The 16,069-nt window shown below is 64.3% G+C and carries 16 protein-coding genes; 4 read left to right on the top strand and 12 right to left on the bottom strand.

Features of this window, described 5'->3' with window-relative positions; genetic code table 11:
* Positions 1-55: 55 nt before the first annotated feature.
* Genes polA through cbiR form a run of 4 tightly spaced genes read right to left on the bottom strand, consistent with a single transcriptional unit; the run spans position 56 to position 5,082 of the window.
* Positions 56-2,725, bottom strand: coding sequence for a DNA polymerase I (gene polA / locus BerOc1_RS03430; protein WP_071544302.1), 2,670 nt, complete (start codon positions 2,723-2,725; stop codon positions 56-58).
* An 18-nt stretch (positions 2,726-2,743) separates the two neighbouring features.
* Positions 2,744-3,739: a DHH family phosphoesterase gene (locus BerOc1_RS03425; protein ID WP_071544301.1), complete on the bottom strand. Its 996-nt coding sequence runs from the start codon at positions 3,737-3,739 to the stop codon at positions 2,744-2,746.
* 3 nt (positions 3,740-3,742) lie between these two features.
* On the bottom strand, positions 3,743-4,252 hold the full coding sequence (locus BerOc1_RS03420; RefSeq protein WP_071544300.1) for a bifunctional adenosylcobinamide kinase/adenosylcobinamide-phosphate guanylyltransferase: 510 nt from the start codon (positions 4,250-4,252) through the stop codon (positions 3,743-3,745).
* Positions 4,249-5,082, bottom strand: coding sequence for a cobamide remodeling phosphodiesterase CbiR (gene cbiR, locus BerOc1_RS03415; protein ID WP_242652843.1), 834 nt, complete (start codon positions 5,080-5,082; stop codon positions 4,249-4,251). Before cbiR ends, BerOc1_RS03420 begins: the two co-directional genes overlap by 4 nt.
* A 68-nt stretch (positions 5,083-5,150) precedes the next feature.
* Between cbiR and BerOc1_RS18995 the strand changes: the two genes are divergently transcribed.
* A complete protein-coding gene (locus BerOc1_RS18995) occupies positions 5,151-5,294 on the top strand; it encodes a hypothetical protein (RefSeq protein WP_165610772.1) in 144 nt (47 codons plus the stop codon).
* On the opposite strand, the gene BerOc1_RS03410 is transcribed toward BerOc1_RS18995, so the two are convergent.
* Positions 5,291-8,389, bottom strand: a complete 3,099-nt coding sequence (locus BerOc1_RS03410) for a UvrD-helicase domain-containing protein (RefSeq protein WP_071544298.1) — start codon at positions 8,387-8,389, stop codon at positions 5,291-5,293. The two genes, BerOc1_RS18995 and BerOc1_RS03410, sit on opposite strands and share 4 nt — an antisense overlap.
* Before the next feature lie 95 nt (positions 8,390-8,484).
* On the opposite strand from BerOc1_RS03410, the gene BerOc1_RS03405 reads away from it, so the two are divergent.
* On the top strand, positions 8,485-8,955 hold the full coding sequence (locus BerOc1_RS03405) for a MarR family winged helix-turn-helix transcriptional regulator (RefSeq protein ID WP_071544297.1): 471 nt from the start codon (positions 8,485-8,487) through the stop codon (positions 8,953-8,955).
* A gap of 257 nt (positions 8,956-9,212) precedes the next feature.
* On the opposite strand, the gene BerOc1_RS03400 is transcribed toward BerOc1_RS03405, so the two are convergent.
* On the bottom strand, positions 9,213-9,512 hold the full coding sequence (locus BerOc1_RS03400; RefSeq protein ID WP_242652842.1) for a late competence development ComFB family protein: 300 nt from the start codon (positions 9,510-9,512) through the stop codon (positions 9,213-9,215).
* 150 nt (positions 9,513-9,662) lie between these two features.
* Between BerOc1_RS03400 and BerOc1_RS18760 the strand changes: the two genes are divergently transcribed.
* Positions 9,663-10,277: a hypothetical protein gene (locus BerOc1_RS18760; RefSeq protein ID WP_071544296.1), complete on the top strand. Its 615-nt coding sequence runs from the start codon at positions 9,663-9,665 to the stop codon at positions 10,275-10,277.
* A 382-nt stretch (positions 10,278-10,659) separates the two neighbouring features.
* Here the strand turns inward: BerOc1_RS18760 and BerOc1_RS03390 are convergent, their stop codons facing one another.
* The 6 genes from BerOc1_RS03390 to BerOc1_RS03365 all read right to left on the bottom strand — a co-directional run bounded on the left by BerOc1_RS03390 (position 10,660) and on the right by BerOc1_RS03365 (position 15,665).
* Positions 10,660-11,835 carry a pyridoxal phosphate-dependent aminotransferase gene (locus BerOc1_RS03390; RefSeq protein WP_071544295.1) on the bottom strand — a complete coding sequence of 392 codons (1,176 nt, stop codon included), beginning with the start codon at positions 11,833-11,835 and terminating at the stop codon, positions 10,660-10,662.
* A 77-nt stretch (positions 11,836-11,912) separates the two neighbouring features.
* Positions 11,913-12,341, bottom strand: a complete 429-nt coding sequence (locus tag BerOc1_RS03385; protein WP_071544294.1) for an FKBP-type peptidyl-prolyl cis-trans isomerase — start codon at positions 12,339-12,341, stop codon at positions 11,913-11,915.
* Between the two features lie 69 nt (positions 12,342-12,410).
* Positions 12,411-13,400, bottom strand: coding sequence for a tryptophan--tRNA ligase (trpS, locus tag BerOc1_RS03380; protein WP_071544293.1), 990 nt, complete (start codon positions 13,398-13,400; stop codon positions 12,411-12,413).
* 25 nt (positions 13,401-13,425) lie between these two features.
* Complete coding sequence (locus tag BerOc1_RS03375; RefSeq protein ID WP_071544292.1) at positions 13,426-14,067, bottom strand: site-2 protease family protein; 642 nt, start codon at positions 14,065-14,067, stop codon at positions 13,426-13,428.
* A 74-nt stretch (positions 14,068-14,141) separates the two neighbouring features.
* Complete coding sequence (locus BerOc1_RS03370) at positions 14,142-15,110, bottom strand: HD-GYP domain-containing protein (protein WP_071544291.1); 969 nt, start codon at positions 15,108-15,110, stop codon at positions 14,142-14,144.
* 183 nt (positions 15,111-15,293) lie between these two features.
* Positions 15,294-15,665 (bottom strand): response regulator, encoded by a 372-nt coding sequence (locus BerOc1_RS03365; RefSeq protein ID WP_071544290.1) that lies wholly within the window; start codon positions 15,663-15,665, stop codon positions 15,294-15,296.
* A 206-nt stretch (positions 15,666-15,871) separates the two neighbouring features.
* On the opposite strand from BerOc1_RS03365, the gene BerOc1_RS03360 reads away from it, so the two are divergent.
* A complete protein-coding gene (locus tag BerOc1_RS03360) occupies positions 15,872-16,069 on the top strand; it encodes a hypothetical protein (RefSeq protein ID WP_071544289.1) in 198 nt (65 codons plus the stop codon).

Raw genomic sequence — 16,069 nt, 5'->3', positions numbered from 1 at the left:
GTTAAGCGGATCGTGTATATTGTTCGTAAAATACCTTCTAGCTTATTGGATCGACCTAATGCGCCTCCGCCCAATTCTTCCCCACGCCCATATCGACCTTGAGCGGGACGTCCAGCTTGGCGACGTTCTGCATGATCTCCATTAAGCGCGCGCCCGCTGCCTCGATGTTGGCTTCGGGGGCCTCGATGATCAGTTCGTCGTGGACCTGGAGGATGAGGCGGGCGTTGAGTTCTTTGAGGGTTTTGTCCTTGTGGGCCTGGACCATGGCCATTTTGATGATGTCGGCGGCCGAGCCCTGGATGACCGTGTTGACCGCTTGGCGGCGGGCCTGGGACGAGAGTTGGTTGTTGCGGGAGTGGAGCTCGGGCAGGAGGCGGCGGCGTCCGGCCAGGGTGGTCACGAAGCCGTGCTTGAGCGCGTCCTCCACGATGGTGTCGTAGTACGCCTTGAGCGTGGCCATCTTCTCGAAGTATTTGTCCGTGAACTCCTGGGCCTCGGTCTGCTTGATCTTCAGCTCGCGGGCCAGCTTCTGCACGCCCATGCCGTAGATCAGGCCGAAGTTGATGGTCTTGGCCCCGCGCCGCTCGCCGTCGGTCACGTCCGCGATGTCCTTTTCATGGATCAGCGCGGCCGTGCGCGCGTGGATGTCCTCGTCGTGGCGGAAGGCGTCGATCAGCGCCGGGTCCTTGGAGAAGTGGGCCAGGACGCGCAGCTCGACCTGCGAGTAGTCCGCCGCGGCGAGCCGGTTGCCGTCCTGCGCGTTGAAGCAGGCGCGCATCCTCGGGCCGTGCACCCCCCGGATGGGGATGTTCTGCAGGTTCGGCTGGGAGCTGGACAGTCGGCCCGTGGCCGTGGCCAGCTGGTTGAAATGCGTGTGCAGGCGGCCGTCCTCCCCGACCATCTTGGGCAGGGGCTCCAGGTAGGTGGAGCGCAGCTTTTCGAGCATGCGGAATTCCAGCACCGCGTCCACGATGGGATGCTGGTCGCGGATTTTCTCCAGCACCTGGTTGGCCGTGGAGCGCAGCCCGGTGGAGGTCTTGGACCCGGCCTTGATGCCCAGGCGGTCGAACAGGACCACGGCCAGCTGCTGGCTGGAGCGGATGTTGAACTCCTCTCCGGCATGCTTGATGATCGTCCGGGTCAGCTCGTCGAGCTGACCGTTGACCTCGTCCAGAAACGCCTGGAAGGCCGCGTCGTCGATGGCGATGCCCGCCCGCTCCATGCCGACCAGCACAGGGATGAGCGGGATTTCCAGCTCGCGCATCAGCGCGTTCAGGTGCGCGCCCTCCACCTGGCCCCGGACGGACGCCATGTAGGCCAGGGCGGCCAGCCCCTGGGACTGCGGATGCAGGTCGCGGGCCGCGTCCGCGAATTCGGCCCGGCCGTCCTGGAACATGGACTGGCGCAGCCGCGCCCAGGTGTAGTTGCGCGCCTCGGGGTCGAGCAGGTAGGCGGCCAGGCTGAGGTCGAACCACTGGCCCGACAGGATGTGGCCCCACGCCTCGTCCGCGCGCAGCAGGTCCTGCACGCTCGGCGTGGCGATGACCGAGGCGTGCTCGATCTTGCGCACAAGCTCCCTGGCCGGGCCCGCATAGCGGTATTCCTGGCCGTTCACGCCGATGAAGAACGCCTCGTCCTCAAAGGTCAATCCCACGTCCTCGCCGCCCAGGTCGGGCAGGGAGTCCACGGTCTCGGCCACGTTCACGTCCATGGGCTCCTCGGCCTTTTCATCGGCCGGGGCCTCGCCGAACAGGGAAAACTGCTTTGCCTCCACGGCGGGAGCGGCCTTGGCCGCCTTCCTGACCGTCTCGGCCAGCGGAGCCTGGGCGGCCTGGGCCGCGCCCGTTCCCCTGGGCAGGAGCCGCTGCAACCCGCGCAGCTCGTATTCCTCGAAAAACGCGTCCAGGGCGGCCAGGTCCGGCTGGCGCAGCTTGAAAAAGTCCAGGTCCTGGTCGCAGCTGTCGGTCTTCATCCGCGTCAGTTCGCGGTAGGTGAAGACGTTGTCCATCTCGGGCTCGACCTTGGCGCGCAGCTTCTCGGGCACCTTGTCCAGGTTGTCGCGCACCTCCTCCAGCGTGGGGCCTGTGGCGGCGAACAGCTTGCGCGCGGTCACCGGGCCCACGCCCGGGACGCCGGGGATGTTGTCCGCCGAGTCGCCGATCACGGCCTGGAAGTCCGGCCAGGTGGCGGGTTCCATGCCCTCGGCCTCGCGGAAGGAGTCGAGCGTGTGGATGGTCTCCTTGCGCCCCATCTGGCTGACCATGACCACCTGGTCGTCCAGGCACTGCTTGATGTCCTTGTCCGTGGCCAGGATGATCACCGGCCGGTCCGCCTTGTAGCGGCCCGCCAGGGAGCAGATGCAGTCGTCCGCCTCCACGCCCTCGGAGACCAGCAGCTTGACGCCGAGCAGCTCCACGCCCCGGCGCACGGGCTCCACCTGGTCTCGCAACGGCTCGGGCATGGCCGGGCGGTTGGCCTTGTACTCGCCGTACAGCGCGTTGCGGAAGGTCGGCCCCTTGCCGTCCATGAGAAAGCCCACGTGGTTCGGGTTCTCGTCCTTGAGCAGGTTCATGAGCACGCGCATGACCGTGTTGATGGCGTTGGTCGGGAACCCGTCCGAGCGGGACAGGTCGGCGCGGGCGTAGAAGGCGCGGTAGAGCAGGGCGGTCCCGTCGATCAGGTACACCGGGTCCTTATCGAAATTGAGGCGTTCTTTTAACGACATAGATATGGGGGGTGGGGGTTAGATTCTGTGGATGGAGGATTTGCGGCCGTGTCCCAGGCGTTTGAGCATGAAGATTTCCGGGTCCACGCCGTCCAGTTCGGCCAGCGCCACCTCGGCCCGGGCCGCCTGTTTGTGCCCGCCCGCCGAGCCGAGCCCGTTCATGATCTTCTGGGCCATGGTGCCCATGTCGCGGCGCAGGCCGTCGCCCCGGAAGATGCAGACCAGCTTGTCGTCGGCCGTGCCCGAGACCACCACCCAGGCCACGTTGTGCACCCGGGTGAAGAAGTCGGCCACGATGACCAGGATGTCCGGGTTGTCCACGTTGCCGCAGTGTGCGAACAGCCCGTGGCCGATGCGCCGCAGGTTGTAGAAGGCGCGCGAGAAGTAGCGCATCCAGTCCAGGTGGAACTCGCTGCGGCTGATGCGGTTCATCAGCTTGGAGTCCGCGAATTTGCTCAGATACTTGAAGGCGGCCATGTCCGCGTCGATGAATTCGCGCTCGAACGTCTTGGTGTCGCAGCGGATGCCGTACATGAGGGCCGTGGCCAGCAGTTTGGGCGGGCGGATCTTCATGTTGTACAGGTACTCGGTCATCATGGTGCAGACCGCGCCGTACTTGGGCCGGATGTCCACGTAGTCGGCCTGGACCAGGTTATCCTGCACGATCGGGTGGTGGTCGATGACCACCGAGAAATCGAACTGCTTGAACTCGGGGTTGTGGTGCGGCTGGGAGTCCACCAGGGCGAACTTGTCATACTGGGCCGCGAGGTTCGGGATGAGCTTCTGGGTGGGGATGCGGCAGTAGCGGATCATGGACAGGTTGTCCGGCCGCTTGATTTCGTTGATCTGCGCAATGGCCGCGGCGTTCACGCGCCGGGTCATGATCCGTTTCAGGGCCAGGGCCGAGCCCAGGGCGTCCGGGTCGGCGTTGATGAGGATCAGCCAGTTGTCTTCCTTGTTGAACAGGCTGAGCAGCTGCTCCACCTGTTCGTCAAGTTGTCGAAATAGTGCCACGTACTATCCCTGTTTCAGGGTTAACGGCAGCCCGGCCGCCACCAGGAACGCCTGGTCGGCCCGCACGGCGACAGCTTGGTTGAGCGCGCCGAGGCTCCGCACGAAGGCCCGGACCGCGCTGCCCGCAGGCAGAGGCCCAAGCCCGGTCTCACAAGAGACGAGTATCAAATCCGTGGAGCCCCAGTCGTCGAGAACTTTCAGGAACTCCTCAACCTTAACCGGCTCGCAACCGGCCTCGCGGCAGGCGAACAACCAGTAGTCGAGGCTATCCACCAGCACGGCCGGAAACGACAATTTAGCCTTTTGGAGCCTTTGAGGCAAGCCCTCGGCCACTTCCGCCACTTCGATATCCGGTCCCCGGCTTTGGCGGTGGCGCCGGATCTGGTCGCGAAATTCCATGTCCCGGGCCTTGCCCGTGGCCACGAACAGGCCCGGAGAGGCCGATCGGGCCAGCAAATCCAGCGCGAAATCGGATTTTCCGGATTTGTTGCCGCCGAGCACCAATGTGATCATTTTTCTTTCTCCCACCTGGCGAGCCACTCGCCGAACAGGTCCAGGGAGTCGAACAGCCCGCTCCGCCCGAAGACCTCCAGGGTCACGGTGAAGTCCGACGCCCGCTCAAGCAGGGTCCGAAGCAGCACCTGGCCCACCGGGTCCAGCTCGTTTAGCGGCCAGTGGCGTCGGTCCCGCTCGGCCCCGTACACGTGGAGCATGCGCACCCGATCCCACAGGCCGGGCAGCCCGAGCACGTCGCGTTGGTCGTAGGCCTGGATGTGCCCGATGTCCAGGCAGGCGGAAAAGCCGCCCTCCACGATCTCTTCCCAGATCGTGGTCAGGCTGCCGCCGCTGACGTTCTCGATCAGGAAGCGGGCCGGGTCCACGCCCTTGTCGCGCAATCTCGCCGCCAGGGGAAGGAGCATGTCCGGTCCGTCCGGCGGATGGAGCACGTAGGCCCAGGGCGAGACCGGGGCGATCTTGTCCAGCAGCCCGTCAATCTTTTGCCAGACGGTCTCGAACCCGGCCCGCCACGGCAGGTCCAGGGGCATGTGCACGTGCCAGGAGCAGGGCAGGTCCGCGAGACTCGGGGGCAGGTCCTCGTCCGTGTAGGCCAGGCAGGCCTCGGTCTCGAAGAAAAGGACAGCGATTTCAGGAAAATGGTCGGCCAGAAAGAGGGCGTTCCCGGCCAGCCCCGTGGGCAGCACGGCCGAGGGCGCGGCCAGGGGGAAGGGGAAGCGGACGCCCCATTTTTCCTCCACGTCCCGTACGGACAGGGGGACGGAGTGCGCACTATTTGCCCGGTTCGAGCCGGGCCGGGGGTGGGAACCCGCCGGTTTCGTTGACATAGGGTCTCGGGGCATGGCTATTGCAGCGAATCGCTCAGTGTGACGAACGATTTGCCGAGGTTCTGAATATGATCGGGTTTCGGAATTATTTCCAACATAAGTTCAACCCCCTGCACGTCTTCTGCCGGTTGCGCCGATTCGGCGTGTCCCGGTCCGCGGCCCGCAATCTCTGCTGGGTCTACGAACGCGGACTCTACCGCTTTCTTCTCTAATCGAGCAGGCCGAGTTGCTTTTCCTTGGTCACCTTGCGGGCGGCCAGGGTTGACTTGGTCAGGAGTGCTTCCGGGATTTCCCGCAGGTAGCGCGACCTCGGCAGGGTCAGGGTCTTGCCGTAGAGCTGCCTGCTCTTGGCGTGGCTGAGATAGAGGTTGCGCCGGGCGCGGGTCATGCCCACGAAGGTCAGGCGGCGCTCCTCGGCGAACCTCTGGCTCCGGCCCGGGGTCAGGGTGACCTTGGCGGTGAGCAGGTCCATGCCCGCGAACGGCAGGATGCCCTCCTCGCAGGCGGGCATGAAGACGGCCTCGAATTCCAGCCCCTTGGAGGCGTGCAGGGTCATGATCTGGACCTTCTCGGCGGTCCGGCGTACCAGTTCGAGCTCGGTCTGGAGCGACACCCAGTTGACCAGCCCCTGCCAGCCGCCGCGCCGGTCGAACTCCTTCTTGAGCTCCTTGAACTGGCGGCTTTCCCAGAAAAACTGGTCGAACGGCGGGGTCTCGCTGAGGAAGGCCGCCAGCCCCACCGGGCCCTTGGCCAGGATGTGGTCCGGGATTTCGATGGTGTCCTCCACGCCGGACAGGGTCATGCCCAGGAACTGCTCGGCGGCCCTGAGGATGGAGGCCACGCGGGGCTCCTGCCAGAACCCCTCCAGCTCCGGTGTTGAGACCGGCACGCCCGCGCGCTTGAGGGCCTTTTCGATGACCGGGATGAGCGCCTTGAAGCGGACCAGCACCGCGATGTCGCCGGGGGCCAGTTCGCCGCCGCCCTCGCCGTCCACGATGGAGTGGCTGGTGGCCCCGATGAGCCCCTTGATCTTGTCGCTGATCCAGGTGGCCTCGCGCATGGAGTCCGGGGCCTCGAACAGGTGCATGGTCGCGTCCAGGTCCTTGCGCGCGATCAGACGCGGGGACTCGGGAAAAAGATTGCCCGCCCCGTCCAGGATGGTCTGGCCCGAGCGGTAGTTGTCGATCAGGGTGACCAGCTCGATGTTCGGCCAGACCCCCTTGAGGTGCTCCTCCACATCGCTTACGGCCCCACGGAACCCGTAGATGGACTGCTTGGGGTCGCCGATGCAGAACAGCCCCTCGCCGGACTGTCCGGCGATGCCCCGGACCACGGCCAGTTGCAGGGGGGTGAGGTCCTGGACCTCGTCCACCAGGACGTGGGTGTAGGGCATGTGGAAGGTCGGCGCGCCGCTTTGTTCGAGCATGAATTCCAAAAGGTCGGTGTAGTCCACCAGGTCCCAGTGGTTCTTCTGGTTGCCGTAGCTGATGTGCGCCTCGGCCAGGTCGTCGGGCAGGCCGGCCAGTTGCTCGCGGGCCAGGATGTACTTGTTCCAGTAGTGGTCCAGGTTCTTGCCCGCAAACTCCGGGTTGACCTCGGCGAAAAGTTTCTTGGCCGCTCCCTCGGGGACCACGATGGGCGTCTCGGAATAGGCGTGCTTCCAGTAGTCGAAGCACAGGGAGTGGAGCGTCCCGGCCTGGGGCATGTCGGCCTTCTCGCCGCGCAGGGCGTGCAGCCGGTCGCGCATCTCCTGGGCGGCCCGGCGGGTGAAGGTCAGGGCCAGGATGCGCTTGGGGTTGACCCCCTCGTCCATGAGCCGTTCCACCCTGCCCATGAGGGTCTGGGTCTTGCCGGTGCCGGGGCCCGCCAGGACGAGCACCGGGCCCGGGCCCGCGTCTATGGCCGCCTGTTGGGCGTCGTTGTAGGCCAGGGGCACGGCTTCGACCTTGGGCCGGGACACGGCCTTGCAGGTCGCGGTCATGCCTGGATCGGGCCTGACTTCGGGCCGGGGAATGTGGATGAGCGTGGCCCCGTTCTTGATCTCGGCGCGCTCCTTTTCCGAAAAGACCGAGATGACCCCGAACTCGCCGTCGAACCCGGCCTTGCGGATGACCTGGCCGTCGCGCATGCGGGTGATGCCCTCGGCCAGGTGGCAGGAAAAGCGGCTCAGGTCTTCGGCGGGCACCCGCTGGAGCACGTCCAGCTCGTTGCCGAACTCGCGGATGAGCTGCATGTACAGGTGGTCGACCTTCTTGGAGCCCGTGCCCACGCCGAGCACCTCGGAGAGAATCTCCTTGAGCGGGATGAGCGAGACGAAGCCGGGCGCGCCCGCGGGCTGGACAGGCTCCTCGCGGTCGGCCAGCTCCAGGACGCGGTTGTACACGCCCACGGTCACTGGCTTGCCGCAGACCGGGCAGATGCCGTCCCGGGCGATGGTCTCGTGGGGATCCATGGACACGCCGCACTTGCGGTGCCCGTCCATGTGGTACTTGCCCTCCTCGGGGAAGAACTCGACGGTGCCGAGAAATTTGTGACCCAGTCCCTCGCCGCGCAGGGCCCGGTAGATGCCCTCGTAGGAAATCTCGCCCCGGAACAGGTTGGCCTCGCGGCCGAGCTTCTCGCCGGAGTGGGCGTCGGAGTTGGAGATCAGCCGGATGCGGTCCAGCTCGGACCAGGTCCAGTTCATCTCCGGGTCGGACGACAGCCCGGTCTCCATGGCGAAGATTTCGTCCGCGTAGTCGCCGAAGCACTCGCGGATGGAGTCGAAGCCGGACTTGGAGCCGAACAGGGAGAACCAGGGGGTCCAGATGTGCGCCGGGACCAGGAAGGCCTGGGAGTGGGTGTCCAGGACCAGGTCCATGAGGTCGCGGGAGTCCAGGCCGAGGATGGGGCGGCCGTCCGAGGCCAGGTTGCCCACCTGGCCGAGCCGCTCGTTGAACCGTCTGACCGCGTCCAGGTTGGGCATGAAGACCAGGTTGTGGACCTTGCGGACCTTGCCGCCGCGCTTGTAGATGGAACTGATCTCGGTCTGGAGCATGAACCGGGTGCGGCCGGGGATTTCGCCGTCAAAGGCCGGGATTTCCCTTTCCAGCCCATCGGGCTCCCGCAGGGTGAACAATCCCTTGCCGTTGTCCTCCAGCTGCTCCTCGATCTCCGACAGCCACTCCGGGTGGGTGAAGTCGCCCGTGCCGAGCACGGAAAGCCCCTTCAGGCGGCCCCATGCGGCCAGGTTCCGGATGGTCAGTTTCTTGCTGGTGGCACGCGAAAAACGGGAGTGGATGTGCAGGTCGGCGGTGAATCTTTCCATGGAGGGAACAGTATAGGCATACTCCTATTATTGCAACCCGTGGTCCCCGGCAAAATGGGTTGACTGCGGGTTTTGTTGCAGATACAACTTTCGCCATGAATCTTGAACGACTGAATCCGAGGGAGTCCATCGGCTTCCTCACATGGAAGGTGGCCCGCATACACGCCAACGACCTGGCCGCCCGCTTCGCCGAGGCCGGGGTCAAGATCACGGTGGAGCAGTGGCGCGCCCTGTTGCCGGCCTACAAGGCCGACGGGCTGACCCAGGGGAGGCTGTGCGACATGCTTTCCCAGGAGAAGACCGGGGTCAGCCGCCTGGTGGCCGCCCTGGAAAAGCACGGCCTGCTGCGCCGCGAGTCCGGCGACGACGACCGGCGGGTGAAGTACATCTACATCACGGACAAGGGCCGCGAGCTGGTGGACTTCACCCTGGACATCGTCCAGGAGAGCCGCTCCGAGATAGCCCGGCACGTGGACCCCGAGGAGTTCGCCGTGTGCAAGCGGGTCTTGTGGCAGCTCATCGAGCCGCACCTGGACGAAAACTGTTGCCTCAAGAGAGAGCCGTGACGCGACACGGGACCGGGAAACGGCCGAAGGGACCGCTTCCGCGCGCCGCCGTCCGCTCCAACACGGTGCCCGCGCACGGATTTGCATCGTTTCACTGAGGCGGGGCGCCGTCCGGATGCCGCGTCCGGCGTACCTCCGCTTTCGCGGGAATCCGCAATGTGGACGTCGAGGGCGGATATGGGCCGAAAAAAAACGGCCGACCATGTTCGCCATGGCGGGCCGTTCGTTGTGCCTTCTTCCCTGCCGCCGAACCTCGGCTAGCCGCTCGCCCTGGTGGGGTTGTCCAGGACCCGTTCCACGGCCTTGCGTATCTGGGAGCGCAGCTCGTAGTCGGAGATGCGGTCCGAGAGCACGATGGACCCGGCCTGGGCATAGGCGGCGGGCAGCAGGTTCAGGGCCAGGGCGTAGATGTCCTGGATGTCCAGGTCCTCGAAGATATAGTCTTTGTAATATTCCTCGAGGATTTCCGGGATCAGCCCGGCCACGCGCCGTTCGTTGCGGTTCACGATCTTGGATACTTCCACCCCGTTTATCTTCAACGTCTTCTTGAGCATCATGGCCTTCCCCCGGCGGTTGGCGGTTTGTCAGGAGTTGCCCCATTCTAACCTTGATCGCCGATTCTTGGCAATCGAATGGTACATTTCATGCTACGAATATAGGGTGAACGTCTGCGGTTTTTCGGTGCAACGCCTGCGCGGGAAGGCATTATGGCAACGCAACCTATTGAACAGGCTGTACAAGGGTACACGTACAAGCGTCCGAGGAGATCCGCCTCGGACGGCGAATTTCCCCTGGGTCCCGAGCAGTCAAAAACCCGTCGAGACGACGGCTCCGCCTCGGGATCGGTCCTGCGCGGCTATCTGCGCGACCTGCTTTCCACCGCATCGCCCGACGCCGGCGGGCAGCTGACCTTCGCCGACGTCGAGAATCGCCACGCCGAACTGCTCGAAACCTGGACCGACGAGGTCAAGGCCGACCTTGAGGGCCTGGGCGTGAACACCGCCACGGTTTTCCGCCTGCTCTACGATCCGGCTGGCTCGGCCGCGGTCGCGGGCGAACACCCGGACAAGGACATGATCAACGCCTATTTCGCGGCCAACCCAGACCGGGTGCGACAACTCGGCCAGGCCCTCCAGTTCGGCAAGCTCGCCGCCTCGGCCAGGAACGGCCTGCCCGAACAGGACATGACCCGCCCCCTGTCCGCCGAAGCCATGGCCAACTGGTACGCCGCCAACATGCCCCCCCAATCCCTGTTCGCCCCCGGCGGCGTTGTGGTCGGCGCGGGCGCCGCCCCGTACAAGGGGCTGGACATCCGGGTGTAGGGGGCGCCTCCGGCGGCCGGGGGAAGGGGAGAGGGAAACCCTTTGAGAAAAGGGTTTCCCTCTCCCCTTCCCCCGGACCCCCCATCCCCTCTTCCTTCCTAAATTTTTTGGATGCGTTTCCGCGCGGGGGGCGGATCGAGGCGGGGCGGACGTCCGGATGGAACATGGGCGGATGCGCAAGCGTGGTTGAGAGGGGACTCTCTGCGCACGCACGGCCCCGCGAAGCGGCAGAAAAAGTTTTGGAGATTCTCAAGGACCTTTTTCAAAAGGTTCTTGAGCCGTCGGAGACGCCCGGCCGGCGAGGCCCCGCCGGAGGCCTTTCCTGGGCGCAAAAAAGGGGAGCATGTCGACTGCTCCCCTTTGATTGGCGTGTAGGACGGAACTAACTGAAGTCCTTCAGATACCTTTCCAACCGGTTCATGCCTTCCTCGATGTTGGCCATGGAGGTGGCGTAGGAGAAGCGGATGTAGCCCTCGGCACCCTGGCCGAAGTCGATGCCCGGGGTGACGGCGATGTGCGCCTTTTCGAGGATGTCGTAGGCCAGGGCCAGGGAGGAGCCGCCGAACTTTTCGGCGTAGGGGCGCATGTTGATGAGCACGTAGAACGCGCCGGTGGGCTCGTGCCTGACGGGCAGGCCCATGTTCTTGAGGCGCTCGAGCATATAGACGCGGCGCTTGTTGTAGGTGGTCTTCATCCGTTCCACGTCCTCTCCGGCCTCTTTGAGCGCGGCCAGGCCGCCCCACTGGGCCATGGTGTTGGCCGAGATGAAGAAGTTCTGGCAGAGGTTCTGGAGGGTGCGCATGAAGTTGGGCGGGGCGATGAGATAGCCCAGCCGCCAGCCGGTCATGGCGTAGAGCTTGGAGAAACCGTTGAACACGAAGGCGCGGTCCGTGTATTCGAGGATGGAGTGTTCCTTCCCCTCGTAGACCAGGCCGTGGTAGATCTCGTCGGACACGATCCACAGGTTGTGCTCCTCGGCGATCTCGGCGATGGCCGCAAGCCGCTCCTCGGAGAGCAGGGTGCCGGTGGGGTTGGCCGGGGAGTTGATCAGGATGGCCTTGATCCGGTTGTTCTCCGCAAGGGCCCTGCGGATGGCGGACACGCGGTACTGGAAGCCGTCGTCCTCGAAGACCGGGACCTTGACCGGCTGCGCTCCGGCAAAGGTGATGAAATTGTCGTAGCAGGCGTAGCACGGGTCCGAGGAGATGACCTTGTCGCCCTGGTCCAGGATGGTGGAGAAGAGCACGAGCATGGCCGGGCTGGTGCCCTGGGTGACGACCATGTTGTCCGGGGAGATGTCCACGCCGTAACGCTTTTGGTAGTCCTCGCAGATGGCCTCGCGCAGCTCGCGGATGCCGAGCGAATGGGTGTAGTGGGTCTGGTTGTCGTCGAGCGCCCGGCAGGCGGCCTTCTTGGCGCATTCGGGCGTGTCGAAGTCCGGTTCGCCCACGCACATGCGGATGACGGACTGTCCGGCCCGCTCCATGGCCTCGGCCTTCTCGTTGATTTCCATGACCAGGAACGGGGTGATGCCGCAGCAACGATCGGATATGCTCATGACGCGTCTCGCAAAAGAAAACCCCGCCCCTCGCCGGTGCAGCAAGAGGCGGGGAAAGTTGTTAACAGTGTCGCCGGTTACGCTACTTCAACGATTTCGATGTCGAACACCAGGGTCTGGCCGGACAGGGGATGGTTGCCGTCCAGGGTGACCAGTTCCTCGTCGAACTCGGTCACGCGGACGTAGGCGGGCTGGCCGTCCTCGGTGCGGATCTCCAGCATGATGCCCTCCTCCAGCTCCACGGTGGGCGGGAGCTGCTCGCGGCGGACCTGGAAGACCAGCTCCTCGCTGGGGGAGCCGTAGCCCTCCTCGGGCGGAATCTCCACGGTCACGGTGTCGCCCGCGGACTTGCCGATCACGGCCTTCTCGAATCCGGCGATGACCATGCCTTCGCCCAGCTTGAACTCCAGCGGCTCGCGGCCTTCGCTGGAATCGAACTGGCTGCCGTCCTCCTTGAGGGTGCCGGTGTAGTGTACCTTGACGGTGCTGCCATTCTGCGCAGTCATAGAATCTCCTGGATGGTGGTTTGGCCCGGTCGTGTCCGGGTGGATTCGAACACTCTAGCGCGTTTTCGCCTAGAAGTCGAAGTTGATGACCTTGCGGACCTCTTCCATGGTCTTTTCGGCGTAGGAACGCGCCCTGGCGTTGCCCGCCTCCAGGATTTCCCGGACCTTCTCGTCGGTGCAGGCGGCGCGGCGCTCGTGCAGGGGGGTGAGGAACCGTTCCAGGGACTCCATGAGCAGCTTCTTGCAGTCCACGCAGCCCCAGGACGCGTCCTTGCACCCCTTGATGATCTCGGGGAGCCTGGCCTTGTCGGTCATGAGCCGGTGGTAGGGGAAGAGGTTGCAGACGTCCGGATCGCCCGGGTCGGATTTGCGCAGCCGGTTCTCGTCGGTCTTCATGCCGCGCACCTTGGGCATGATTTCGTCCAGCGGCTCGGAGAGCATGATGGAGTTGCCGTAGCTCTTGGACATCTTGCGCCCGTCCAGGCCGGGCAGGACCGGCTCCTCGGTGAGCATGTCGGCCGGTTCCGGGAACAGGTCGGTGTTGTTCAGGTGGTTGAAGCGGCGCGCGATCTCGCGGGTCAGCTCCAGGTGCGGCAACTGGTCCTTGCCCACGGGCACGGCCAGGGGCTTGTACATGAGGATGTCCACGGACATGAGCACGGGATAGCCGAGGAAGCCGTGGGTGTTCAGGTCCTTCTGGGACAGCTGCTCCTTCTGGTCCTTGTAGGTCGGGCAGCGTTCGAGCCAGCCCAGCGGGGTGTACATGGACAGGATCAGGTTGAGCTCGGCGTGCTCCTTGATCTGTGACTGCTGGAAGATGGAACACTTTTCCGGGTCCAGTCCGGCGGCCACCCAGTCCTTGACCAGGCCGGGGATGAACCCCTTGATGCGGGTCGGGTCGGCGTATTCGCTGGTCAGGGCGTGCCAGTCGGCCACGAAGAAAAAGCAGTCGTACTCCTCCTGGAGTCTCAGCCAGTTGTCGATGACGCCGAAATAGTGGCCGAGGTGCAGGGGGCCGGTGGGACGCATGCCGGAAAGAATTCGTTGTTTTTCGCTCATGATGAAGTGGTCTGCGGTTAGAAGGTTAGAGGGGCACGCCCAACAGGGAGCCCAACCCCTGGACCAGGGGGACGATCACCCGGCCGACGATGTCGAGCCCGGTATAGCGTCCGAGCAGGATGATGGCGATGAGGATGATGAACCCGTAGCGGCTCAGGGACATGTACTTGTAGGCGGCTCGCGGGGAAAGAAAGTACGCCAGGACGTTGCTGCCGTCCAGCGGCGGGATGGGCAGGAGATTGAAGGCGGCCAGGATGAGATTGACGAAGACCCCGTAGTAGGCCACGGCGTAGAGCGCGCTGCTGGGGCTCAAGCCGAACAGGGCCATGAGATGAAAGGCCCCGGCAAACAGGGCGGCCAGGATGAAATTGACGCCCGGCCCGGCCATGGCCGTGAACATCATGCCCTTGCGCGGGTTCTTGAAATAGCGGGCGTTGACCGGCACGGGCCGCGCCCAGCCGAAGTGGACGAAGAAGAAGGCCAGTGTCCCGATGGGATCCAGGTGCTTGAGCGGGTTCAGGGTCAGCCGCCCGGCGGATTTGGCCGTGGGGTCGCCGAGCAGGTAGGCCACGTAGCCGTGCGCCACCTCGTGGAAGACCAGGGCGATGAGCAGACCCGGTGCCAGGGTCAGGTAGACCTGGATGTCCTGTGCGGTGATGTTGAACATCAGGTGCGGCTACCATGCAACGGGGTGGCGCGGCAAGGGATTTCAGGCCGCGAGCCCGCCCGGAGCGTGGGTTGTTACACGATCTCCGCCCTGGACAGGAGCTTGATGAACCTCTTGATCATGTCCGGCTCCACCAGCCCCTTGTCGTCGGTCAGGGCCTTGAGGGCGTCGAACGGCTTGATGGCCCGGCTGTATGGGCGGTTGCGGGTCAGGCCGTCGTAGCGGTTGCACAGGGCGACCACGCGGGTGGGCAGGGGGATTTCCTCGCCCGTCGCCTGGGTGGGGTACCCCTTGCCGTCGACCCTTTCGTGGTGGAACAGGATGCAGTTGGTGGCGATGACCGGCAGGTCGAAGTTGGCGCACACGCGCACCCCGATGAGCGGGTGCATGGCGTAGGCCTGGAACTCGGCCGGGCCCATGGTCTCGGGATCGGCGTTGAGCAGTTCCTCGTCCATGCCGACCTGGCCGATGTCGTGGAGCAGCGCGCCCATGCCGCAGGCCAGGACGTCTTCGTCCTCGAACTTGTATTCCTGCATCAGATTCACGGCGTAGACCATGGTAGAGATGCCGTGGTGATAGGTCCCGTATCCCTTGCCGATGAACCGGGCCAGGTTCTTGAGCGGGGCCGGGGATTTCAGAAAGCTCGTGCTGCTGTGGATGAGTTCCTGGAAGCGGACGTAGCGCTTCTTGAAGGCCGGGCCCGGCAGGTTGGTCTCGAACAGTTCCTGGGACAGGGCCGAGGCCGCGTTGGTCCACGCCTGGGCGCGTTCGGCCAGGGAGATGGACTCGTCCTCGAGCAGGTCGATGAGGTTGGCTTGGATATAGCTGTGGTAGAGCTTGCGGGAGCGCTTGTCCAAGTAGATGGTAACGATGCCGGCCAGGGCCAGTTCCTTGCGCTTGGCCTTGGTCAGGGTCCGGCCGCTGGCGTTGAACAGGACGTAGCTGTCGTCGTGGCGCAGGAAGATGTCGAAAGGCACCTTGAAATCCGGCCGCAGGATGAGCGGCGAGATGGGGAAATATTCAGCCTTGGTCAGTTGGGCCATGGACATCTTCCTGTTTTCCCGGTCGTCCGGAACCCATTGTTCCCTCCCGGAATTCTTTCAGCTATCCATGAAAGTTGTCGGTTGTCAATGATAGCCGGACGCTCCCCCGGGGGTGTGAAAAAGCGGGACGCCCCCCCTTGAAGGAAGGGCGTCCGTTTCGGGAGTGAGCATGAAGGAGAAATACTAGACGCCGGCCTTGTTCAAGGCCATCCGGACCTTGTCCTTCAACTCGGTCAGGTCCACGGACTTGACCACGTAGTAGTCAGCCGCGATGGATTTGAGGTCATGCTGGAAGGAGTCGTAGGCGGTCGAGAGAATGACCGGAATCTGCTGATCCTTGGTGCGGATCTCCTGCAACAGGTCGAGGCCGGAGCGGTTGACGCCCAGCTTGATATCCAGGATGACGATGGTTGGGTTCTCCCTGGCGATGACATCGAGAATGTCCTCTTCTCCGTCCGAGGTGGCGACGACGTAGTCGTCGGCTTCCAGTTCTTCTCGATAGAGCATGCGAATGTGTTTTTCATCGTCGACTACGAGAATCTTGGGTTGGCTCATGGCTTCCTCCTTGGAATTAGCCCTTGGTACGAACATAGGCGATATATCACTTTAGGGTCAACAGCGGTTTTGCAATTAATGGCAGATAATCGCCAGGGCCCCGGTCCGGGTGGCCGCGCGGGCAAAACTTGAACTCGCCCGCCAACATGGGTACTGTCCGCCGCAGCCGCTGGCCCTCAAAATGACCTGCGGCAAAGGAGACACCCATGATCATTGTCAATCTGGAACCGGACGGAAAGCGCATCGAGCTGCACGACACGCGCTCGGTGCTGGCCGTGCTGAACAAATTGCGGCTCCGTTCCACCATGGCCATCGTCGCCCGCGGCGGTGAGCTGCTCACCTCGGACCGCAAGCTGAACAACGGCGACGAGCTGCTGGTCCGCAAAGTCACCTCGGCCGGTTAA

It is taken from the genome of Pseudodesulfovibrio hydrargyri (genome assembly GCF_001874525.1).
Taxonomy (GTDB): domain Bacteria; phylum Desulfobacterota; class Desulfovibrionia; order Desulfovibrionales; family Desulfovibrionaceae; genus Pseudodesulfovibrio; species Pseudodesulfovibrio hydrargyri.
This window is presented reverse-complemented; position numbering and strand designations above follow the sequence as displayed.